This window comes from Geobacillus sp. C56-T3 (assembly GCF_000092445.1).
Classification (GTDB): domain Bacteria; phylum Bacillota; class Bacilli; order Bacillales; family Anoxybacillaceae; genus Geobacillus; species Geobacillus thermoleovorans.
On the sequence record NC_014206.1, the window covers coordinates 1,962,295 to 1,983,011 of the forward strand.

The 20,717-nt window shown below is 53.2% G+C and carries 23 protein-coding genes and 3 tRNA genes; 6 read left to right on the forward strand and 20 right to left on the reverse strand.

Annotated features, from left to right (window positions below):
• Positions 1-12: 12 nt before the first annotated feature.
• The 5 genes from GC56T3_RS09765 to GC56T3_RS09785 all read right to left on the reverse strand — a co-directional run bounded on the left by GC56T3_RS09765 (position 13) and on the right by GC56T3_RS09785 (position 4,667).
• Positions 13-777, reverse strand: a complete 765-nt coding sequence (locus tag GC56T3_RS09765; RefSeq protein WP_013145373.1) for a beta-ketoacyl-ACP reductase — start codon at positions 775-777, stop codon at positions 13-15.
• 36 nt (positions 778-813) lie between these two features.
• On the reverse strand, positions 814-1,992 hold the full coding sequence (locus tag GC56T3_RS09770) for an acyl-CoA dehydrogenase family protein (protein WP_013145374.1): 1,179 nt from the start codon (positions 1,990-1,992) through the stop codon (positions 814-816).
• A 179-nt stretch (positions 1,993-2,171) separates the two neighbouring features.
• Positions 2,172-2,915, reverse strand: coding sequence for an NAD-dependent protein deacylase (locus GC56T3_RS09775; protein ID WP_013145375.1), 744 nt, complete (start codon positions 2,913-2,915; stop codon positions 2,172-2,174).
• Between the two features lie 73 nt (positions 2,916-2,988).
• On the reverse strand, positions 2,989-3,738 hold the full coding sequence (gene nfsA, locus GC56T3_RS09780; protein ID WP_013145376.1) for an oxygen-insensitive NADPH nitroreductase: 750 nt from the start codon (positions 3,736-3,738) through the stop codon (positions 2,989-2,991).
• Positions 3,739-3,833: 95 nt separating this feature from the next.
• Positions 3,834-4,667, reverse strand: a complete 834-nt coding sequence (locus tag GC56T3_RS09785; protein WP_013145377.1) for a pirin family protein — start codon at positions 4,665-4,667, stop codon at positions 3,834-3,836.
• A gap of 35 nt (positions 4,668-4,702) precedes the next feature.
• Here GC56T3_RS09785 and GC56T3_RS19980 point away from each other — a divergent pair, with 35 nt between their 5' ends.
• On the forward strand, positions 4,703-5,098 hold the full coding sequence (locus GC56T3_RS19980) for a hypothetical protein (RefSeq protein ID WP_227456638.1): 396 nt from the start codon (positions 4,703-4,705) through the stop codon (positions 5,096-5,098).
• Positions 5,099-5,129: 31 nt separating this feature from the next.
• On the opposite strand, the gene GC56T3_RS09795 is transcribed toward GC56T3_RS19980, so the two are convergent.
• The 6 genes from GC56T3_RS09795 to GC56T3_RS09820 form a co-directional block, all read right to left on the reverse strand.
• Complete coding sequence (locus GC56T3_RS09795) at positions 5,130-5,459, reverse strand: type II toxin-antitoxin system PemK/MazF family toxin (protein ID WP_011231143.1); 330 nt, start codon at positions 5,457-5,459, stop codon at positions 5,130-5,132.
• Positions 5,459-5,728 carry an AbrB/MazE/SpoVT family DNA-binding domain-containing protein gene (locus GC56T3_RS09800; protein ID WP_011231142.1) on the reverse strand — a complete coding sequence of 90 codons (270 nt, stop codon included), beginning with the start codon at positions 5,726-5,728 and terminating at the stop codon, positions 5,459-5,461. Before GC56T3_RS09800 ends, GC56T3_RS09795 begins: the two co-directional genes overlap by 1 nt.
• Positions 5,729-5,965: 237 nt before the next feature.
• Positions 5,966-6,055: transfer RNA gene (locus GC56T3_RS09805), tRNA-Ser, on the reverse strand.
• A 9-nt stretch (positions 6,056-6,064) separates the two neighbouring features.
• Positions 6,065-6,137 (reverse strand) — tRNA-Ala (locus GC56T3_RS09810).
• 10 nt (positions 6,138-6,147) lie between these two features.
• Positions 6,148-6,224, reverse strand: a tRNA-Pro gene (locus GC56T3_RS09815).
• Between the two features lie 331 nt (positions 6,225-6,555).
• On the reverse strand, positions 6,556-7,611 hold the full coding sequence (locus GC56T3_RS09820; RefSeq protein WP_013145378.1) for an RNA-guided endonuclease TnpB family protein: 1,056 nt from the start codon (positions 7,609-7,611) through the stop codon (positions 6,556-6,558).
• Positions 7,612-7,737: 126 nt separating this feature from the next.
• On the opposite strand from GC56T3_RS09820, the gene GC56T3_RS09825 reads away from it, so the two are divergent.
• Positions 7,738-8,502: a hypothetical protein gene (locus GC56T3_RS09825; RefSeq protein WP_041468412.1), complete on the forward strand. Its 765-nt coding sequence runs from the start codon at positions 7,738-7,740 to the stop codon at positions 8,500-8,502.
• Positions 8,503-8,515: 13 nt separating this feature from the next.
• The gene (locus GC56T3_RS09830) at positions 8,516-8,983 is read left to right on the forward strand and encodes a hypothetical protein (protein ID WP_041468414.1); all 468 of its coding nucleotides are present in this window, start codon (positions 8,516-8,518) and stop codon (positions 8,981-8,983) included.
• 68 nt (positions 8,984-9,051) lie between these two features.
• On the opposite strand, the gene GC56T3_RS09835 is transcribed toward GC56T3_RS09830, so the two are convergent.
• From GC56T3_RS09835 to GC56T3_RS09880, 9 genes are all read right to left on the reverse strand, one after another.
• Positions 9,052-10,032, reverse strand: a complete 981-nt coding sequence (locus GC56T3_RS09835; RefSeq protein WP_013145379.1) for an ABC transporter permease — start codon at positions 10,030-10,032, stop codon at positions 9,052-9,054.
• Positions 10,025-10,939, reverse strand: coding sequence for an ABC transporter ATP-binding protein (locus tag GC56T3_RS09840; RefSeq protein ID WP_013145380.1), 915 nt, complete (start codon positions 10,937-10,939; stop codon positions 10,025-10,027). Before GC56T3_RS09840 ends, GC56T3_RS09835 begins: the two co-directional genes overlap by 8 nt.
• Entirely contained in the window at positions 10,936-11,733 is a 798-nt protein-coding gene (locus GC56T3_RS09845; protein ID WP_013145381.1) for an SGNH/GDSL hydrolase family protein, read from the reverse strand. The genes GC56T3_RS09840 and GC56T3_RS09845 overlap by 4 nt, the downstream gene beginning before the upstream one ends.
• Before the next feature lie 9 nt (positions 11,734-11,742).
• Entirely contained in the window at positions 11,743-12,042 is a 300-nt protein-coding gene (locus tag GC56T3_RS09850) for a transporter suffix domain-containing protein (protein ID WP_011231136.1), read from the reverse strand.
• A gap of 376 nt (positions 12,043-12,418) precedes the next feature.
• Positions 12,419-13,375 (reverse strand): MBL fold metallo-hydrolase, encoded by a 957-nt coding sequence (locus GC56T3_RS09855; RefSeq protein ID WP_013145382.1) that lies wholly within the window; start codon positions 13,373-13,375, stop codon positions 12,419-12,421.
• Positions 13,376-13,661: 286 nt separating this feature from the next.
• Complete coding sequence (locus GC56T3_RS09865; protein WP_013145383.1) at positions 13,662-14,549, reverse strand: sulfite exporter TauE/SafE family protein; 888 nt, start codon at positions 14,547-14,549, stop codon at positions 13,662-13,664.
• Between the two features lie 266 nt (positions 14,550-14,815).
• On the reverse strand, positions 14,816-16,174 hold the full coding sequence (glnA, locus tag GC56T3_RS09870) for a type I glutamate--ammonia ligase (protein ID WP_013145384.1): 1,359 nt from the start codon (positions 16,172-16,174) through the stop codon (positions 14,816-14,818).
• A gap of 214 nt (positions 16,175-16,388) precedes the next feature.
• The gene (locus GC56T3_RS09875; RefSeq protein ID WP_013145385.1) at positions 16,389-16,778 is read right to left on the reverse strand and encodes a gamma-glutamylcyclotransferase; all 390 of its coding nucleotides are present in this window, start codon (positions 16,776-16,778) and stop codon (positions 16,389-16,391) included.
• Positions 16,779-17,036: 258 nt separating this feature from the next.
• Positions 17,037-17,600 (reverse strand): thioredoxin family protein, encoded by a 564-nt coding sequence (locus GC56T3_RS09880; RefSeq protein ID WP_013145386.1) that lies wholly within the window; start codon positions 17,598-17,600, stop codon positions 17,037-17,039.
• A gap of 138 nt (positions 17,601-17,738) precedes the next feature.
• Here GC56T3_RS09880 and GC56T3_RS09885 point away from each other — a divergent pair, with 138 nt between their 5' ends.
• The 3 genes from GC56T3_RS09885 (at position 17,739) to GC56T3_RS09895 (ending at position 20,643) form a co-directional block, all read left to right on the forward strand.
• Positions 17,739-18,725: a hypothetical protein gene (locus GC56T3_RS09885; protein WP_013145387.1), complete on the forward strand. Its 987-nt coding sequence runs from the start codon at positions 17,739-17,741 to the stop codon at positions 18,723-18,725.
• A 260-nt stretch (positions 18,726-18,985) separates the two neighbouring features.
• Positions 18,986-19,990 (forward strand): LLM class flavin-dependent oxidoreductase, encoded by a 1,005-nt coding sequence (locus GC56T3_RS09890; protein WP_013145388.1) that lies wholly within the window; start codon positions 18,986-18,988, stop codon positions 19,988-19,990.
• 5 nt (positions 19,991-19,995) lie between these two features.
• Positions 19,996-20,643, forward strand: a complete 648-nt coding sequence (locus GC56T3_RS09895) for an MOSC domain-containing protein (RefSeq protein WP_013145389.1) — start codon at positions 19,996-19,998, stop codon at positions 20,641-20,643.
• The last annotated feature ends 74 nt before the right edge of the window (positions 20,644-20,717 follow it).

Below are 20,717 nucleotides of genomic sequence, written 5' to 3' on the forward strand. Positions count from 1 at the left end.
CCCGTCCCCCCTTCAACATTTCGGGCCGCCGGCAACGTACAGCACTTGGCCGTTGACAAACGACGACCGTTCGTCGGCGAAAAACGCGACCGCATGAGCGATGTCTTCCGGACGGCCGCTGCGCCCGACCGGGATGTTGGCGACGCTCGCTTGGATGAGCTGCTCAAACGAAATGCCAAGCCGCTCGGCCGTTGCTTTCGTCATATCGGTTTCAATAAACCCAGGGGCGACGGCATTCGTCGTGATGCCGAATTTGCCAAGCTCAATCGCCAGCGTTTTCGTAAATCCTTGGATGCCGGCTTTCGCCGCCGAATAGTTCGCCTGGCCGCGGTTGCCGAGCGCGGATGTCGACGAAATGTTGATGATGCGTCCGTACCCTTTTTCGACCATATATTTTTGCGCAGCGCGGGCGCAGTAAAACGCGCCTTTTAAATGGACGTCCATCACCGTTTGCCAGTCGTCATCGGTCATTTTAAACAGCAAATTGTCGCGGATGACGCCGGCGTTGTTGACGAGAATATCGAGCGAGCCGAATCGTTCGACCACTTCTTGCATCGTCGTTTCCACTTGTTCGCGGTCTGTGACGCTCGCCACTTTGGCGTACACCTCATACCCTTTCTCCCGCAGCTCGGCAGCCGTCGCTTCAAGGGCTTCTGCGTTTAAATCGATGAACGCCACTTTCGCCCCTTCTTCGGCAAAACGGGTGACAATCGCCTTGCCAATGCCGCGGCTTCCTCCGGTCACAAACGCCACTCTTCCTGCAAACCGTTGACTCATCGTGTTCTCCTCCCTTTCGACAACGCTTTCATTTTTTTAGATGAACTGTCCAAGCTTGACGTGCCCTTTGATCAAATTGCGGGCGATAATGAGGCGCTGAATTTCATCCGTGCCGTCGTAAATGCGCCACAATCTCGCTTCACGATACCAGCGCTCGATCGGCATTTCTTTCGTGTAGCCCATGCCGCCGTGGATTTGCATGACGCGGTCGACGACGCGGTTGCCCATGTTCGCGCCAAACAGTTTCGCCATCGAGGCTAAATGGCGGTTGTCCTCCCCTTGGTCAAGCGTAAACGCCGCGTTTAACACAAGCCATTTCGCCGCTTCGATTTCTACCGCCGAATCGGCAATCATCCATTGGATCGCCTGCCGCTCGGCGATCGGTTTGCCGAATGTGACGCGCTCCTTCGCATAGTCAATGGCCATTTGCAAAAGCCGCTCGGCCGCTCCGACCGCACGGGCGCCGACGACCCAGCGGGCGTAGCCGATCCACTCAAGCCCAAGCTTATAGCCGTGATGCAGCTCGCCTAAAATGTTTTCTTCCGGCACGCGCACGTTTTCGAAAATTAAGCTGGCTGGAGTGGAAGGTCCCATCGTATGTATCGGTTCCGAACGCCAGCCCATCTCGCGGTCGACGATAAAACACGTCACCCCTTCACGCCCGTTCGAAGCTTGGTGACGCTCTTTGTCGGTGATGGCGATCACCATGACGAAATCGGCTTCATTGCCGCCGGTAATGAATGTCTTCTCCCCGTTTAACACCCACTCGTCGCCGTCTTTCACCGCCGTCATTTTAATGTTGCGCGTATCTGATCCTGCTCCCGGCTCGGTCATGGCAAAGCACGATTTTTTCTCGCCGTTGATCGTCGGGATCAAATATTTTTTCTTTTGCTCTTCATTCGCGTAATACAAAATGTTGTCCGCCGATCCGCCAAACTGGAACGGAACAAGCGTTTTCGACACTTCCATCAACACAATCGCCTGCATGACATGGCCCAAATTCGCGCCGCCGTATTCCTCCGGCGTGTTGATCCCCCAAAAACCCGCTTCTTTCGCTTTTAATTGCAATTCTTTCAATTTCTCCGGCGCAAGCCCGGGCTTTCCTTCCCGCTCATTGCGCAATACTTCATTCTCGAGCGGCATCAATTCTTTTTCGACAAACTTGCGGATCGCTTTTTGCACCATGCGCTGCTCGTCCGTTAAGCGCAAATACATGATGGTCCCCTCCGTTTTCTGTTACGCCTTTATGCTCGGCTCCACTCATCAAAATACCAACCGGTTGGTATGTTATCTTTATTATATTCGAATGTTCTGAAAAGTACAATACCTTTTTTGATTTTTGTCCAACGGGAAAACGCCATATGCGTTCTCCCGTTGGCATGGAATCTATCGATCTATTCCGCCTGTATGTGCTTGCGCACGCTAGCGACCGTTTCCCCGATTCCGCCATAAATGACAAGGTCAAACATCCCGTCCATTCTTGTCGCTGTTTTGTTGATCAATACTTTCCTTGTTGCCGGCGATTCGGCGGCAACATAAAACGGGATTTGATTCACGGGCGCCACTTCCAAACTTGTTCCCATCGCCAGAAGTAAGTCGCTTTCCTCCGCTTTGGCAAACGCTTCTTCCATGCGCGGCACGAGCCCGCCAAACAAGACGACATCCGGTTTGACAATCGTCTGGCACTTTTCGCAGCGCGGCACCTCGTGGCGGTTGATAAACGACAGATCATACTTGTTGCCGCATGACGGGCATGTCGCCGTCTGCAGCGTGCCGTGCAGCTCAATGACATTCGTGCTCCCTGCTTTTGTATGCAGCCCGTCAATATTTTGCGTCAAAATCGTCACCGTCTTGCCCATCTCCTCAAGCCAACGGAGAAACCGATGCCCGTCATTCGGGGCAAAGCCGCCCATCATTTTTAATGAAAACATCCGCTTGAATCGACGCCAAAAATCAACCGGATCTTTTTTGTAATAATGCTCTGACAAATAATATTCGACATGGTCCTCTTGGGCGTAAAGGCCGTTTTCGCTGCGAAAATCAGGAATGCCGGACTCCGTGCTCATCCCCGCCCCGGTCAGGACGGCGACCGTATTCGCCTCTTTGATCCATTGCGCCAGTTGCCGGATTTTGCCCACTCTCGTTCTCTCCTTTCTTACGAACCTCCTGGACTTCGGGAATGGGAGCTGGGGGCTCCCACCTGCAGCGAGGCTACCGTAAATTGAACCCTTTCCCTTCCACAAACTCCTTCATGTACATCCGGACTTGGCGGCTGAGCGTATCAGCCATCTGCCCGGTCCATGTGTCGCGGCGGCGGCCGTTTGTCCGTTGTTCATAATAGGCGGAAACGGTTTCATTGTAGCGCTGCAGCTGCGCGATGAATCGCGCCCGGTCTTGGTCGTATTCGTCCTCGTGATAAACGTGTTCAAACGGCAACCGCGGCTTTGGATCCGGCGTTTGTGCAGGATAGCCGACGGCAAGCCCAAACAGCGGAATGACCCGCTTCGGCACATTTAGCAGCGCACATACTTCCGGCAAGTTGTTGCGAAGCCCGCCGATATAGCAAATGCCAAGCCCCATCGACTCCGCGGCAATGGCGGCATTTTGCGCCGCAAGCGCCGTGTCAATCAGCGCGACCATAAACTTTTCCGTGCTCTCAAGCGACGGAATCACGTCTTTTCCCTCCATTTCACCGATGAGCTCATGGCGGTGAAAATCAGCGCAAAAGACAAAGAAATGGCCGTTATGCTCGACATAGGATTGATTTCCCGCCAGTTCAGCGAGCTTCCGTTTTTTCTCCGGATCTTTCACGCCGATGATGGAGTACGCTTGAACGTAGCTTGATGTCGACGCCGCTTGGGCGCATTCAACGATCGTGCGGATTTGTTCGTCCGTGAGCGGCTGGTCTTCAAAACGGCGGATCGAACGGTGCTGGAGAATCGTTTCGATGACTTGGTTCATGACTATGTCCTCCTTGAACAGCCCAACGGCTTCTTTTTGTGAACATGATAACAAAAAAGAAAGAGCCATACAACGAATCGGCTCTTTCCCTTCCATTATCGCCCAAACCGCCCTTCCTGGTAATCGCGAATCGCTTCGCGGATTTGTTCCGGCGTGTTCATGACGAACGGCCCGTAGGCGACGACCGGTTCGTTCACCGGCTCACCGGCGTAAAGAAGAAGGCGGAGTTTTTCGCGGGCGGTCGCGTTTAGCTCCGTTTCCTCGCCGCGGTTGTGGCGGCTGAAAAACAGCGCTTGCCCGGCCTTTCCTTCGATGTTGTCGGCACCGAACACGCCACTCCCCTCAAGAATGTACAAAAACCCATTGTAATGCCCCGGCAAATCTTGCACGACCGTTGTTCCCGGTTCGACAATCATTTCCACCATCGTGACGGGAACGATGTTCTTCGTCGGGGCTTGTACCCCTTTGGATGACCCGGAAAAGACGCGGATCACCGCTCCTTCCTCTTTTCGCACCGGCATCTCTTCGGCGCGCAAGTTTTGGTAGCGCGGCTCGGTCATTTTGTACGCGCTCGGCAAGTTGACCCAAAGTTGCAAGCTGTGCACCGTCGAACCGGGCGCCGGATCTTCCTTATGGACGACGCCGCGGCCGGCCGTCATCCATTGCACATCCCCGGGGCCGAGCGTGCTGTGGCCGGCTTTGCTGTCGAAATGTTCAAGCTCGCCGCTGATCACATACGTGACCGTCTCAATGCCGCGGTGCGGATGGACGTCAAACGTTCCTCGCTCAAAAATGTCTTCCATCAGCAGCAAAAACGGATCATACTCTTGCCAGTTCCCGGGCTCAAGCACCGAACCGCTCTGATGAATCGGGCTGTTGGTCGTCATTTGCACGGTTTTCACGCGACGAATGCGGCGTTGAATCGCCATAACCTCTCCTCCCTTATGTTGCGCAATCCCGGCCGTTGCCGGAAGGAGTGCAGCTCAATCGGCAAACCGCTCCCCCCTTCATCGTACCGGATTCAACGAAAAACAGGCAAGCCATCCGCCTGAAAAATGGCGGCCATACCGCTCGCAAAAAACAAAAAACCTGCCGACAATCGGCAGGTGGACGTTTGTATGTGGAAGAAGAATTCCAATCCCACCATAAAACGATTGATATTTCAAGGATGAATGGACATGCTCGTTCATCACGTGCAAAATTTGTGCAAAATAATCTCCAGTGTGTCAATCCATGCAAAAAAGCGGGACGATCCGCCTTCTTTTCGTTGCTCAACTCTGCCTTTTTAACAAAATATCCGAAGGCAGTCTCCCGCCTCAAGGAGCGTGAAGGGCAAAAATGTACGCAAAAAGTATGCTAAAAGTGAACAAAAGGCCAACATAAATGGCCTTTCACGAAAGAAAAGTATGAATCAGATCCAAGCAATCCGAAACAACTTCATTGGGCGCCCGTCCTACTATTTGAAGCTGTCGGGCGCGCCAATCTAAACTTTTGACCTGATCGGTTAAAATCACGCCTTCAACGGCCAAGCCTGATGGCAATTCCACTTCAAATGGATATCCTTTTTGTTGCCGGGTGATCGGGCAAAGCACCGCAAACCCTGTCAATTGATTGAACCGCTTTGGTGATAGAACGATGCCGGGCCTTTTTCCTGCCTGCTCATGCCCTGCTTGTGGATTGAAATTGACGTAAACAAGATCCCCACGATCCGGCGCTTGCATCAGAACAATTCATTCCCTTCTGTTCCAAAATCAATTTCAGCATGGCGATTTTCCGGCGTGATTTTAGCCAAAAGTTCCTCCAATGTCGGCTTTTTCTTTTTCGGGATCAACTTGATCGCTTGGTTCTCAACGATCATCTCCACTTCTGATCCTTGATGAAGCGCTAAACGTTCAGCAATCACGCTTGGGATACGAACCGCAAGGCTGTTTCCCCATTTTTGAACTGTTATTGTCATGATTGACACTCCTTTCTGTTTGTTTAATTCCATTATACCTCTCTCCTTTCATTTCGTATATACATAGTATATACATAAATTCAAAAAAAGATGCCATCGAGACGGTGTTTTCGATTCGAAACGAACGATTACGATTGATGATGAGACGCTGAACATGTTAAAGGATTTGAAGAAAAGTCAAAAGGATTCCCAAAAAATGAAAAACGACTGCCAACGCAGTCGTATCAAGGGTTTCATGATTTACAATTTGACAAGATCGGATATTAGAAATGGAGGAAGAGGGATTCGAACCCCCGCGGGCTGTGACACCCCTAGCGGTTTTCGAAACCGCCCCCTTCAGCCAGACTTGGGTATTCCTCCGTATGAAAATGGAGCCTATCGGATTCGAACCGATGACCTCCTGCGTGCGGGGCAGGCGCTCTCCCAGCTGAGCTAAGGCCCCATGTCTATAATGGTCGGGAAGACAGGATTTGAACCTGCGACCTCACGGACCCGAACCGTGTGCTCTACCAAGCTGAGCTACTTCCCGACATAGGCTGGTTTACCTTGCGACAATTCATATTCTATATGAACCTCAAAGGAAAGTCAATAGTTTTTTTATCTTTTTTTCGCCATAACGGATGAAAATTGATCTTTTTTCTGAAACGACCTGCATAGCTGCCGCTCCTTTTTTCCTATACTAAAAACACAGCAACCGTTTGACACTCCACACGCCTAAAGGGCGTGGGATTCTTGGGTCGTTTGCGTCCTCATCCATTTCTGGTTCAGACAACGCCCAAGTTCAGGGGTGTGTCATCACCCCGTCCCATCGGGTTAGGATGTACCCCCATGGGCGGCGCACCTGTGACCAGTGCGCTAGGTTAGGCGACAAAGCCCGAAATCGCTTTGGCGATGTTGATCGCGCCATTCAAGTCGGCGTGGAGGGTGTATCCACACCTTTGGCATCGGAAGTGGATGCCGTTTCGGTTCGCTTTCTCTCGATAACCACATTTACACGTTTGGCTCGTGTAGGTTGGATCCACCCACTCCACCCGAATGCCTGCCATTTCGGCTTTATAGGCAATCATCGTTTGCAGTTGATGAAACGCCCAAGAATGAAGGCTTCGCCCCGCTTCTTTGGCCGATTTTGCTCGCTTGCGAATCCCTGTCAACGCTTCCATCCGAATCACGCCAACACCGTTGGCGAGCGCAACATTCACGATTTGACGGCTGATTTTGTGATTTTGATCCTTCATCCAGCGGGATTCTTTACGGCCGATTTTGCGAATCATATGAAGCTTCTTCTCTTTGCCCAACGTTCGCCGCAAAGCCGCATAGCGTCGGCGCACAAAAGCGCATTGGTTCCCTTTGAAAAACAACGATTTCGTTCCCACGCTGGCCACGGCGATATAGCGAAGCCCAAGGTCAACCCCCATCACCTTTGTTTCGTGCCGCGGCTTGACTTCAAAGGTGATCGCGATCGCCAAATACCATTTCGTTCGCTTTTTGTAGAGTTTGGCGGCCCCTTGTTTGACGGTTCCATCGAGCAGCCGCTTCAGCCACGCTTCTTGGTAGGGACGCGTGACGACCGGCACGCCAATTCGCTTCTCCAGTGTGGGGAAGGAAACCGTGTAGAATGCTCCTTTCTTTTCCACCTTCACGTTTTGATTGTTAAAGCAGCACCAGAATGTTCGAAACTTCTTTGCCTTTTGGCTTTTCTTTTGAGACTTCACTTCTCGAATCGTCTGATTCACGACGGCGGAAGGAAACCGCTGCGACGAAAACTCTTTAAATAATTTGCTCGTCGCTTGATTCAGCTTGGGATGATTCAACAGCCAATTGGCAAACGAGGTATTCACTTCTGTCATCCGTTCGTACATGTCCTGTTTGACTTTCGTTGGGTTGTGCAGCTCCAGCTTTAGTGTGATGGTCGGCATGGATTCACCTCCTTGCAACAATGACAGGATGCCATTTCCATATGAAGAAAACGACTCACTTTCATCCCACGCCTAAAGAGCGTGGGCTTTCTCGTTCGCGAATCTGTAAAGGAAAGGGGGCGCTTTGTGAGACTCATTCCGCCGGCGCGGCGCAAACGGGCGCATTTGTCGCAATTGACAACCACCCATTTCCATTTGCGTCATCCGCTTGTCGTCGCCTTTTTTTCCTTTTCGTTTCCGGGTTTCGGCAATTTGATGCAGCAACGCTACGCCACGGCCTTTATGTTAATCCTCTGGGAGCTGTTTATCAACACAAAAGCCCATATCAATACAGGTATATTATACTCGCTGCTTGGCGATTTTGAAAAGGCAAAAGCCGTTCTTGACGAACGATGGCTCATGTTTTATGTGGCCATCTACATGTACAGCATTTGGGACAGCTACCGCGGCTCCGTCGACATGAACAAGCTGTATTTGCTCGCCGACCGCGAAGATGCGCCGATCTCTTCCATCCGAATGGGAATATGGGATATTAATTATTTGGACAAGCGCGAGCCTTGGCTGGCGCTGGTCTGGTCGGTGCTCGCCCCGGGCCTTGGCCATTTGTATGTCCATAAAGTGATCACCGGCCTGTTTATCTTCACCTTTACCATTTTGGTATCGTATTTCGCCCACTTGCCCGAAGCGATTACGTACACGCTGACCGGCCGATTCGATTGTGCAACGAAGATCATCGATATGCAGTGGGCGCTTTATCTGCCATCGATTTATTCGTTCATCTTTTACGATGCTTACGTATCAGCGGTCGAATACAACAAGTTGTTTGAAAAAGAACTAGCCCACTATTTGCGGCGCCGCTTTCAGCCGAAACGGTTCGCATGGCCGATTTGATGGGAGGCGTTTCATGATTGTCATTGCCACTTTCGAGAGCCACCTATTCGTTGAACTGGCGATTTCAGCGCTTCAAGAAAAAGGGATTGCTGAACATCAGATTTTTGCAGTCCCGCTCAACCGCTCTGCCGAACCGCCGCGCCTGCTTGATACGCTCCATCACGCCAACGGGTTCAGCTTCCTTGACTTAGCGGCGATTTTAGGAACGTGCTTGATGCTGCTAGGGGCGATTTACGGCTATGTGTTGGCATGGGGTCCGATCATTTGGGGGATTATCGGGGCGGTTTCAGGCATCGGAATCGGCATTTTGCTCAAATGGTGGGTAAACCGAAAATCCACGCACCGTCAAAGCCGTACAGGCGCTGATATCGTGCTTCTCATCCGTTGCGATGAACAGCAATGGCCGGCCGTGGAGCAGTTGCTGCGGAGCCATCACGCGCTTGGACTCGCCGGCGTTCACGACAAGCAGCCGAATAGATAGGCATTTCATCCCCTTTCACTGAAAAACCCGAGGGAACACCCCCTCGGGTTTTCGCCGCTCTGCCGTTTTCAATAGACATCTCGCCGCATAAAGACAAAAAAAGCGACAAGAAGCCCTGCAAGCCCCCAGACAGCCAGCACGGCCATCGAAAAGCCAAGCGTCATCCCCTCAATCGGCGGAGCCGCTCCTTTTATGTAATCCGTCAGCCGCAAATTGACCATAAACAAATATTTGGCCGAATGCCACGACGACACCATGTTCGACAAAATCGCGCCAGAAATCAATGCTGCCAGCATGATGCCCATCACCGCCGCCGTGCTCCTAAGCAGCACGGAAAACATAAACGTCAGTGTGCCGACGACAACGCTCACAAACGCTGCCAGCCCGAGCTCGATCAAAATGTATTTCCATTGCGGAATCATGTGGACATTCGCTGTATTGAGATCCTCTCCTTGCTGGACAAATCCGGTCAATAGCGGCAGACGGAAGCCGCCATATCCAAACACGAGTCCGGAGATGGCATACGACAGCACCGCCGCCATCAGCATAATGAGCGACACCGACAGGAGCAACGCGATATATTTTCCTAGCAAAATTTTCCACCTCTTCACCGGCCGAACGAGAAGCAGCTTGATCGTTCCAGCGCTTGCCTCGGACGACACTAAATCGGCCGCAACCACCATCACTAAAAGCGGCAAAAACAAGTCGATGGCGTTTTCGATAAACGTCCGCATAAACGTCGGCGCTCCAGGGGCGGACGGATTAATGTTGTGCTCTAAGTAGTACTGCTGCTGCTTGAGGCGGATTTGCAAGTATTTCCGCCATTCCTCAGACATGCTCGGCGACTGCAAGCGGTTTTGCAAATCGACGATTTGCTGCTGCAGCTGCGTCCGCCAGTCGGTCGTGCCAAGCCGTTTTCTCAGCTCTTCCGTCTCGCGGTATTGGGCGTATGTAAACAAGGCGACGAGCACCGCAATGATGGCGGCGATCACCCATAGCCGCTTTTTGCGGACGATTTTCAACATTTCATTATACACGAGCTTACTCAATCGTTTCGCCCCCTGTCAGCTCGATAAACAAGTCTTCGAGCGTCGGCAGCCGCGGTTCAATTTCCGAAACCGAGACGCCGGCTTGGACAAGCTTGGCGTTCCAAGCGGCTAGTCTCGACGGCTCATATGGCGTGACGATCGTCTCTTCATCGGCGCGCAACACCTCGGTTTCCGCCGCTAACAGCGCCCGCGCCCGATCCGTTGGAGCGGCTTTCCAGACGACGCGCGCCTGTTGGTTTAACAGCCGCTCAACCGTGTCCACGGCCAAGAGCCGCCCTTTCGCCATAATGGCGACGCGGTCGCACATTAATTGAATTTCACTTAACAAATGCGATGAAACAAGGACGCTCAACCCTTCCGTTTCCGCCAAAAAGCGGATGAAGGCGCGCATTTCGCGAATGCCGGCCGGGTCAAGGCCGTTGGTCGGCTCGTCCAAAATGAGCACCTTCGGCTTTCCAAGCAGCGCCTGAGCGATGCCGAGCCGCTGCCGCATGCCGAGCGAATACGTGCCCACTCGGTCATGGATGCGCTCTTCAAGGCCGACGAGCTTCGCCACTTCCATGATCCGATCTGCACCAATTCCCGGCATCATGCGGGCGAAATGTTCAAGGTTTTCCCAGCCTGTTAAATACGGATACATTTCTGGGTTTTCGACGATGCAGCCGATCTGGCGGATCGCGTCGGTAAACTGGCGGTGAAGATCATACCCGCAAATCGCCACCGTCCCCGACGTCGGCCGAATGAGCCCGACGAGCATGCGGATCGTCGTTGTTTTTCCCGCGCCGTTCGGCCCTAAAAAACCGAATACTTCCCCCTCATGCAACTCAAACGAAATGCCTTTAATAATTTCCTTGCCGCGAATCGTTTTCCGCAGCTCTTTGACCGCTAACGTCACCTGTTTGGTCATTGCTCACCCTCCTCCGTCAACGTGATGAGCGAGGCGACGCGCTCTCCAATCCGCTTGTAGCCTGCCGCGTTTGGATGAAAATGGTCGCTGTACAAATAGTCGTTGACATGGAGGGCAAACAAATCAAACGTCGGCACCGCGACGATGTTCGGATAGCGGGCCGCCACTTCCGCTGATGCAAAATTCCAATCGCGCACAACCGCCGATGTCCGTTTGGCATCGTCTAAATCGCCAAACGGGTTGTACAAACCGATCGCAAAAATGACCGCTTCGCTGTTGAAGCGGCGCAGCGCGGCGAAAATGCGGTCTAGGTTGGCTACATATCGCCGTTTCGCCTCATTCAGCTGCTTTCGATCCAGTTTCAACGCTTCCCCGCCTTGAAACAAGTCGTTGCCGCCGATGGTCATCACAATCAAATCCGCCATGGCGACTTGCCGCTGAATCTCAGGCTGGCCAAGCTGGCGAAGCAGTCCGTCAGAGCGAAGGCCGCGGATGGCCAAGTTCGTCACACGGATCGGTTTGTCCGTTTGCCGGCGAAGCTCATCGACCATATAGCCGACATACCCTTTTCCGCTTTCATCGCCCGTTCCTCTCGTCAACGAATCGCCAAGAGCAACAATATCCATTTTCTCGTCATGTTGCCTTGTTTCAGCCGTCGGCGGCCGTTGTTCTTTCGTCGGCGGCTTGGCGGCCGAAAAAAACTGGTCTTGCACCGCCAATGCCAGGCCGCCAAGCCAAAGCACTCCAGACAGGGCGGCAACGGCTATGAGAAGCGCAACTGTGCTCCGTCGCATGCAACCACCTCATTTCTTCATCGTTGTCATCTCTCGCGATCCGTCTTGGAATTGTTCGCCATCATTGGTTTGATCCGACAACCGCCGTTTTATTCGCCAATGTTTCAGATCCCAATACTTCTTCAGCTTCGACGCCGCTTCCTTTCCAACCAACAGCGCCCCGATCCAAAACATGATTTCCGCCGCCACAATGGCAACCGCAACGATCGACGCTTTGGCCGCAGTCGAAAACGGTAAAAATGGCGCGATGGGCGGAATGACCCAAACGACGAACGATGCGATGATGAACCCGACGCCAATGTGATGCATGACGGACCGCCTCTGTTTCACTCTTCCGTTCCCCCTTGCTCATGGACGCTCTTTCCAACAGGAATCAGGATCGCTTATTTCCACTCTAACATATACACCGCGATTTCACGAAATGATCCGCCTAAAAACCGAACACACACAAAAACAGTTTTTCCCATTTTTCCAATTTTCGCGGCTCTTCACCAAAAGTTGTACTTGATTTTTTCTGAACACACCCTATTTACGCTTGTGAGGGAAAATCAGCAAATCAGTGATTTTTGCATATCCTTGTGCAGGAAACCGCATTGCTTGTCAAGTACATGTTGCGGTGAAGAGCCATTTTCGCTTTCCCGTCAAAAAAAGAAACCCAGCCGAATCGGCCAGGCCAATCGAATGATCACCGTTGTTTCTGCCAATAATCGATCAACCCCATCGCGCACACTTGCAAATCAAGCTCGATCGCCGCATGCGCCGACGATGAAGATGGAGCGCCATGATCATCAAGAAACGCCATCACTTCGCCATGCAACCGGTGCGCTGCCATTTTCGCCTGCTCGGCAGCCGGCGCTTCCGGATGACGGTCGACCGCTTCTTTTCCCGCCGCCACGAACTTCGGCAGCCAAACGCGAAGCTGGCGGAACGCCTCCTGCGGGTCATCCAGCATGCCAAAATGGCCAAAATAAATGCGTTCCGGTCTCAGCTCCTCAAGTCTTGCCGCCGACTGCTTCATGGCCTCGGGATCAAATTGGTTCGGAGATGTTGAAGGCAGGCAAAACGTAAGCCCCGCTTCTTGCAGCTGCGGATAAAAAACGCCGATCGTATCGCCGGTGAACACGCCGCGGCTGTACGAATCATAAATCGAAACGTGATGGTTCGCATGCCCCGGCGTATCATAAAACACAAGCGTCCGCTCCGCACTCAACTCCAACGTTTCCCCGTCCTCTTTCACGATCAATCGCTCTTCTGGCACCGGAAGAATCGGATCAAAGAGCGACTCAAACTGCGCGCCGTACACCGCCTTCGCTCCAGCGATGAGGCGCGATGGATCAGCCAAATGCCGCTTCCCTTTCGGATGGACGACAACCATCGCATTCGGGCAATGCTGAAGAAGCAGCCCCGCGCCGCCCGCATGATCCAAATGAATATGGGTAACGATAATATAGCGGATCTCGCCCGGGTCAATATGAAGCGCTTTCAACCCAGCAAGCAAATGCGGCACCGACGGGCTTGGCCCTGTTTCCACGATCGCCAAGTTCTCTTCGTGAAGCACGTATGTACCGGTGCGCTGCGGCATGCGCAAATCATACAAATCGATGAGTGAAATGCGGCGGCCGAGATCAAGCGGCTGTGCCATGTTCCCTCTCCCCCTTTGGTTGATGATGCAGAATATTTTAACATAGAAACCGGCTTCCCGCTACAGGGGCTGATAAAAAAGCAGCCCCTGCCCAGAGGGCAAGAGCCGCCTTCTCGTTTCAACTGTCGTCAACGGGGCAACAACTGCTCCGCGCGCTATTTTTGAGGGCAGGCGCTGTCGACCGTTGCCCTCCGCAGCACGAACAAGCTCCCTGATGCTCAACCCGATCGCATCCAACGCTGCCGCCAACAGAAAGACACCGCCGTTTGCCAAGCGCGCCCAATGCTTACGACGCCAACTCCCTGCTAGTCGCCTTTCCTTTCCGTCCGTTTCGGATCGAAAGCCATACCGCCGCGGCCCAGCCGATGACGATGAGGCCATAAACGGTCGGATACACCGGCGCAGGCGCCTCCCAAGCGTGCAGGAGCGTGCGGACGTTCGTCAAAATAATCAACCCGCCGACCAACACTCCAAGCAAATGGGACGGCAGTTTGCGCACAAGCCAAGCGGCGATCGGCGCAGCGACGATCCCGCCAGCCATGAGCGTCAGCACCCAGTACCAGTTCACTTGCTCCCAACCAAGCGAAATGACGAATCCTAGCGTCGCCGACAGCGCGACGGCAAATTCGGATGTATCGACGGTGCCGACCACCTTGCGCGCTTCCATGCTTTTATTGGCCAACAACACCGGCGTCGCAATCGGCCCCCATCCTCCACCGCCGGTCGCATCAAGGAAGCCAGCCACCAATCCGAGAGGGACGAGCTGCTTATTGGACCACTGTTTTCCGGGCGTCGACGGCGCGCGGCCGTTCAACACTAAAAATCGATAAATAATGTAAAAGCCAAGCGCCAACAAAAACAAGGATACATATGGTTTAATCAAATCTCCCGGCAAGTTGCTTAAAAAGCATGCTCCGACAAACGCGCCAACCGACCCGGGAATGATGAGCCTAAAGGCCATGCGGCGGTCGACGTTGCCGAACTTCCAATGGGAAGCGCCAGATGCCGCCGTCGTCACCACTTCCGCCAAATGAACGGACGCCGAGGCGACGGCCGGAGCAATGCCGAACGTCAATAACAACGTCGACGACGTGACGCCATACGCCATCCCAAGCGAGCCGTCAATCAGCTGGGCGATAAATCCTACAAACACAAAAACGATCAGTTTTTTCATTGGTTTCCCTCCGTTTGCAATGGTTGAACGCGTTACTTATAATTTAAATCTCATTATTCATAGATGTCAACTATGAATTTTAAAAAAATAAAAAATGCTATCATTTATTTTAGTCCCCGCTCGCAAGATGACGTTGCGAACACCGACGGCTTGGCGGCCGACGGACGGAAGGCGCCGCGCGGCCGTCGATAAAGACAAACAGCCGCCTGCAGAAAAAAGGCGCCCCGAATATGGCGACGGGACACCTTTTGGATGCTGGCTTTCGATCAGAACTTCCCTTGATACCGCTCGACTTCCCAAGCGTGGACCGCCGTGCGGTAGCTGTTCCATTCGTCTTTTTTCATCGCGACGTATTCGTTGAATACGTGCTCGCCAAGCGTCGCGCGGCCGATTTCTCCGCTTTCGAACGCAGCGATGGCCTCGCCCAAGTTTTCCGGCAAGTTGTCAATGCCAAGCTCCGCACGGCGTTCTTCCGACATATGGAAGATGTCTTCATCAATCGGCGCCGGAGCGGTTAAACCTTTTTCGACACCGTCAAGGCCAGCGGCAGCGATGATGGCATACGCCAAATACGGATTGGCCGACGGATCCGGGCAACGGAGCTCAACGCGCGTCGCAACACCGCGTTTGGCCGGAATGCGGATGAGCGCCGAACGGTTGGAAGCGGACCAAGCGATGTAGCAAGGCGCTTCATACCCTGGCACAAGCCGTTTGTACGAGTTGACAAGCGGGTTCGTAACCGCCGCGAAGTGTTTTACGTTTTTCAGCAAGCCCGCGATGAATTGGTACGCTGTTTCTGACAACTGATTCGCATCGTTCGGATCAAAGAACGCATTTTCCCCATCTTTGAAGAGGGAAATGTTGACATGCATACCTGAACCGTTGATGCCAAACACCGGTTTTGGCATAAACGTCGCATGGAGACCGAACTTGCTGGCAATCGTTTTGACAACCCATTTGTACGTCGTCGCATTGTCAGCCGCACCGAGCGCATCGGCATATTTGAAGTTGATCTCATGCTGGCCTTCCGCCACTTCATGGTGCGACGCTTCAATCGTAAAGCCCATCGCTTTTAAGGCGCGGTAAATTTCAAGGCGAACGCGTTCGCCCAAGTCTTTCGGAGACGGTTCGAAATAACCGCCGCCATCATGGAGCTCGAGCGTCGGATTGCCGTTTTCATCGGCTTTGAACAGGAAAAACTCCAGCTCCGGACCGACCGAGATCGTATATCCTTTTTCCGCCGCCCGCTCGATCGTTTTTTTCAGCACGTTGCGCGGGTCGCCTTCAAACAGCGTGCCGTCCGGATTGGTCACCGAGCAGAGAAAGCGCGCTTCCGCATAGCCTTCCTCGACCGTCCACGGCAAAACAGCAAACGTATTCAAATCCGGAAGAAGATACAAGTCGGAACGGTTGATCGGCGAGAAGCCTTTGATCGACGAACCATCAAACATGATTTTCCCTTCGATAACATCATCAAGCTGTTCAGCCGTCACGGTCACGTGCTTTAAGATCCCTTCAATGTCGACAAACTGCAAATGAAGAAGCTCAACGTTTTTTTCTTTGATCTTCTCTTTGATTTGTTCCAACAACCCCGTTTGTGTAGAGGAAACGAACGGTTTTGACATGTTACATTACCTCACATTCGTGCGTTTATTTTTCTAACATGCTTTTATTATAGAAAAAGAGAAGCCGTTTGGCAACACTTTTTTATCAATTTTTCTGTATTTTTATAATGAATTTTTTTGCAAACGGTTTCAAATGAGACGAATATTTATACAAAAAAAGCCAGCCGAGGAGACAATCGTCTCCTCGGCCGACTTTTTCTATCCGCTATTGATGTTACGTTTTCTCCTCACGCCGACGCCACGAGCCGGACGAAATGATCGGCAGGCCGGCGGCTTTTTCCGGCAAGTAAACGTAGACGTACCCTTCGATCGGCTGGTGGGCGTCGCGGACCCATATCCGCTCATATTCGTTATCGTCCCGTCCTTCGGCGTAGTCTTCAAGCTCATCCATCGCTTTGAGCCCTTCCTCCGTCACCGTCAACCATTCCCCTTCCACTTCCCCTTCTTCTCCGAGCACAAGCGCAGGGTACGGGCCGACGCTGTACAAACGGCCGTTCACCTTCCCTGGGCATACAGCGCGAACATAAGGAGCTGCAACACAATGGTTGTCCTCGCCGGTCAGCAACGTTCCATACACAAACACTCGATATCGTCTTTTTGCCATCTCACTTTTCTCCTTTTGTTTACATAACATAGATTATGAAAACTTGAAGAAGAAAACAAAAACAATGGAAGCCCTGCCTCTCATCCATCCTTGCCGCTCCGTGGCGGCGCCAGTGTGAATTTGTCAAGCGGACAGCGGACAACGAAAAAGCCGCGCCAGCTCCATGAGCGGCAACGGCACGGCTTGCGATGATCCCGCAGCAAACGAATGACGCTTTCTTCATCATATCCGTTCGACAACGAGAAGTCAAGCAACAGTTTACGCGGATGGCTTCCATTTAATGCTGCAGCCGATGCTCGGCTTTTGCTTTTCCGGCACCGGACGGCCCTCCAACAAAGCATCCAGCGCGGCGCGGATCGATTCCCCGGTCACCGGAATGCCGTTGTTCGGCCGCGAATCATCAAGCTGGCCGCGGTAAACGCATTTCAGCTCACGGTCGAAAATATAAAAATCCGGGGTGCAGGCGGCGTCGTACGCCTTCGCCACTTCTTGCGTTTCGTCATACAAGTATGGGAACGGGTAGCCAAGCTCTTTCGCCACTTTTTTCATGTTTTCGGGCGAATCTTCCGGATATTGTTCCGCATCGTTGGAGTTGATGGCGACAAACGACACCCCTTTGGGCATATAATCGTTTGCGAGGCGAACAAGCTCGTGCTGTACATGCTTGACAAACGGGCAATGATTGCAAATGAACATAATGACGGTTGCGACGTCCGATTTCACATCCTCAAGACGAACGACGTTGCCATCAATGACATTCGTGAGGGCAAACGGGGGCGCTTGCTTGCCAAGCGGAAACATATTCGATTCGACAGCTGGCATACGTAACACCCTTTCTTCCACTTTTTCTCTTTTTATTATACCAAAAGAGAGCGGAACGCCACAAATAAACCGCCCAAACCGACCGAGCGACAGCGGCATATGATGCCACATAGACGAACGGAAAGGAGGCTTTTCCCATTGATTTACATGAACAAACAGATGACCCCGCGCGTGTACGGTGCAACTCCGCCTCCCTCCTCGCATTCGGTGTTTTATTACCGACGCGCAAAAACGGAACAAATGATTGAAGAGCAAACCCAGCTGCTTGAACAATTGACCGAGGGGTTCCTTCGCCTCAAGATGGCGGTGGAGGAAGGACGAAAGCAGCAAGCCGATGATCGTGAGAAAATCGCCGATGCCTTGACTCGGCTTGAGCGTTCGCTTGCCGCCGGGCAAACGGAACAAGCCGAGCATAGCGGGCGTCTCGTCAAGACGCTGGACGGCCTCAAGGGGATGGTGGCGGCAAGCCAAACCGAGCAAACGGAACGGTATCGCGAACTAACTGAAACCGTTTCGCGCTTCATGGATGCCTCGAATGCCGGGCAAAAACTGCAGGCGGAGCAAAGCAAGCAATGGGCGGCAGCGTTCGACCGGCTCGAGCAATGGCTTGCTGCCAGACAACGAGAACAAGCGGAGCTCGCTGAAACGCTGGCCCGCCTTGAACGATCGATCAACGCTCACGAGCAGATGGAGCACGAACAGCGGCGCGCATGGGAGGAGCAGTTCGCAAAAGAAGAAGCAGCGCGCCAAGCGGTCATCGAAGCGTTGACGATGCAAAGTGAGGCGATGCAACGGCTTGAGCGGCAAGCAGCCGAACGCGAACAACGAGTGGAAGGAATGTCCGTCCGCCTCGAAGGGCAAGAAAAGCTGCATCAAAAAGTTTTGGAACAACTGGAACTGCAACATGTCTTCCATCAGACGGTCATCGAGCGGCTTGAAGCGCAAGAGGCGGCGCAATACAAAGTGACCCGCCAGCTCGACAGCTTAAAAGAAGCGCTGTATGAACGATGCTCCTTTATCGTTGACAGCGTCAAACAACTGTTTTCCTCGTTCTTTCCCGGGCGGGGGCGCAGCCAAAAAATCGACCGCCAAGCCGCTGAACCAAAAGACTTGATCCATTTGTAGAAGACTTCCATTGTCTTTCGGCGTCTGCCGCCATCCGCCGGTTGAAACGGCGGACATTTTTTGTTGCCAGCGGTTAGAGGCCGAAGCAAATCAATGGACAACAAGAAACGAAACATCCCATAATAAGAACTAACCATTTTGACCTTCTCGCGCCGAGAAGACCCCCACTTCCACATATGAACGCAGGTGGGAAAGCATTCAACCGCAAGGAAAAGAAATCCTTGATCCATCAACATTTCGAGAGAGAGGGAGAAATCATCATGCCGCTGAAACTCAGCGTTCTTGACCAATCGCCAATCGCCGAAGGCATGACCGCGGAGGAAGCCCTTCAAAACACAGTCCGGCTCGCCCAGTTTGTCGAAGAGCTCGGCTACAAGCGTTTTTGGGTGTCCGAACATCACGATGCGAACAGCCTAGCCGGCTCGTCTCCAGAAGTGCTGCTTGGACACATCGGGGCGAAAACGTCGCGCATTCGCATCGGTTCAGGCGGAGTGATGCTGCCGCACTACAGCGCCTATAAAGTGGCGGAAAATTTCCGCGTGTTGGCGGGTCTAGCCCCCGGCCGCGTCGATCTCGGCATCGGCCGCGCGCCTGGCGGCATGCCGCGGGCGACGATGGCGCTCCAAGACGGCCGGCCGCGTTCAGCGGACCGCTATCGGGAGCAAATCGATGACTTGCTTGGGTATTTGCACGATGCGCTTCCGCCCGTCCACCCGCTGTATGGCGTCAAGGCGACGCCGATGGTGCAATCGCCTCCGGACGTTTGGCTGCTCGGCTCCAGTTCGGAAACAGCGAAGCTGGCGGCGGAAAAAGGTCTGCCGTACGCCTTCGCGCAATTTATTAACGGCGAAGGAGGCGAAGAGTACATGCGGCTGTATCGCGACCTGTTTACTCCATCCCCGCATTTGCACGAGCCGCGCACACTCGTGGCGGTATTTGCCATTTGCGCCGAAACGGATGAAAAAGCGGAATGGATCGCGGGAAGCCTTGACTTGACGCTGCTCATGATCGAGCAGGGGATGGCCGTCAATGGCACGCCGAGTCCGGAAAAAGCAGCCGCATATCCATACAGCCCGTATGAACGCAAACGGATCGCGGACAATCGGAAGCGGATGATCGTCGGCAGTCCGGCGCGCGTCAAAGACAAGCTGTATCGGCTGAGTGAAGCGTATGAAACAGAGGAAATCATGCTCGTGACGATTACATACGACTTCAACGATAAACTCGCGAGCTTCCGGCTCATCGCCGAGGCTGTATGGAGGTGAACACGATGCAGATTCTCTCCATTAATGTCGGGAAGCCGAAAACGATTCACATCGGCGGCCAGTGGATCACAACCGGCATTGACAAAACGCCGGTCGCTCATCCCGTTGCGGTCGGCAAACAAAACTTGGCTGGAGATGGACAAGCTGACCTCGTCCATCACGGAGGAGAAGATAAAGCGATTTGCGCCTATCCGTCCGAGCATTTCGTCTATTGGGAAGAGCGATACGGCCGCCCATTTACGGCAGGGGCGTTTGGCGAAAACTGGACGCTTCTCGGTTTGACGGAAGACGATGTATGTCTTGGCGACATTTATGCCGCCGGCACAGCGCTCGTACAAGTGTCACAGCCGCGCCAGCCGTGCTCCAAATTGGCCTTCAAACATCAGCTGCCCGATTTGCCGAAAGCCGTCTGCCAGACAGGAAAAAGCGGGTTTTACTTTCGCGTTCTCAAAGAGGGCGTCGTCGCTCCAGGCGCGCCGCTCGTTCTCGTCGAGCGGGGCGCGGGGGCGCTATCCATCGCGTATATCAATCACATTTACTATTATGAGCGGGACAATGCCGCTGCCATGAAGCAAATCGCCAGCCATCCGGCCTTATCCGCAAGCTGGCGCGAAGCGTTTCAAAAGCGCCTCTCCGAGCGAATGCGTCCTTAAGCCTATGCTGGCAAGACACGCCCGACACAAGCCGGCATTTCACGCAACGATAGAAAGGCGCCCTGATCGTCGAC

Bases quoted from the DNA above. Each gene is read 5' to 3' on its own strand.
- GC56T3_RS09785 (WP_013145377.1), bottom strand. From the start codon at position 4,667: ATGGCGATTCAACGCCGCATTCGTCGCGTGAAAACCGTGCAAATGACG.
- GC56T3_RS09830 (WP_041468414.1), top strand. From the start codon at position 8,516: ATGATTGTCATTGCCACTTTCGAGAGCCACCTATTCGTTGAACTGGCG.
- nfsA (WP_013145376.1), bottom strand. From the start codon at position 3,738: ATGAACCAAGTCATCGAAACGATTCTCCAGCACCGTTCGATCCGCCGT.
- GC56T3_RS09770 (WP_013145374.1), bottom strand. From the start codon at position 1,992: ATGTATTTGCGCTTAACGGACGAGCAGCGCATGGTGCAAAAAGCGATC.
- GC56T3_RS09840 (WP_013145380.1), bottom strand. From the start codon at position 10,939: ATGACCAAACAGGTGACGTTAGCGGTCAAAGAGCTGCGGAAAACGATT.
- GC56T3_RS09795 (WP_011231143.1), bottom strand. From the start codon at position 5,459: ATGCAAGCGCCGGATCGTGGGGATCTTGTTTACGTCAATTTCAATCCA.
- glnA (WP_013145384.1), bottom strand. From the start codon at position 16,174: ATGTCAAAACCGTTCGTTTCCTCTACACAAACGGGGTTGTTGGAACAA.
- GC56T3_RS09895 (WP_013145389.1), top strand. From the start codon at position 19,996: ATGCAGATTCTCTCCATTAATGTCGGGAAGCCGAAAACGATTCACATC.
- GC56T3_RS09890 (WP_013145388.1), top strand. From the start codon at position 18,986: ATGCCGCTGAAACTCAGCGTTCTTGACCAATCGCCAATCGCCGAAGGC.
- GC56T3_RS09800 (WP_011231142.1), bottom strand. From the start codon at position 5,728: ATGGAATTAAACAAACAGAAAGGAGTGTCAATCATGACAATAACAGTT.
- GC56T3_RS09880 (WP_013145386.1), bottom strand. From the start codon at position 17,600: ATGCCAGCTGTCGAATCGAATATGTTTCCGCTTGGCAAGCAAGCGCCC.
- GC56T3_RS09850 (WP_011231136.1), bottom strand. From the start codon at position 12,042: ATGCATCACATTGGCGTCGGGTTCATCATCGCATCGTTCGTCGTTTGG.
- GC56T3_RS09865 (WP_013145383.1), bottom strand. From the start codon at position 14,549: ATGAAAAAACTGATCGTTTTTGTGTTTGTAGGATTTATCGCCCAGCTG.
- GC56T3_RS09820 (WP_013145378.1), bottom strand. From the start codon at position 7,611: ATGCCGACCATCACACTAAAGCTGGAGCTGCACAACCCAACGAAAGTC.
- GC56T3_RS09845 (WP_013145381.1), bottom strand. From the start codon at position 11,733: ATGCGACGGAGCACAGTTGCGCTTCTCATAGCCGTTGCCGCCCTGTCT.
- GC56T3_RS09875 (WP_013145385.1), bottom strand. From the start codon at position 16,778: ATGGCAAAAAGACGATATCGAGTGTTTGTGTATGGAACGTTGCTGACC.
- GC56T3_RS09765 (WP_013145373.1), bottom strand. From the start codon at position 777: ATGAGTCAACGGTTTGCAGGAAGAGTGGCGTTTGTGACCGGAGGAAGC.
- GC56T3_RS09855 (WP_013145382.1), bottom strand. From the start codon at position 13,375: ATGGCACAGCCGCTTGATCTCGGCCGCCGCATTTCACTCATCGATTTG.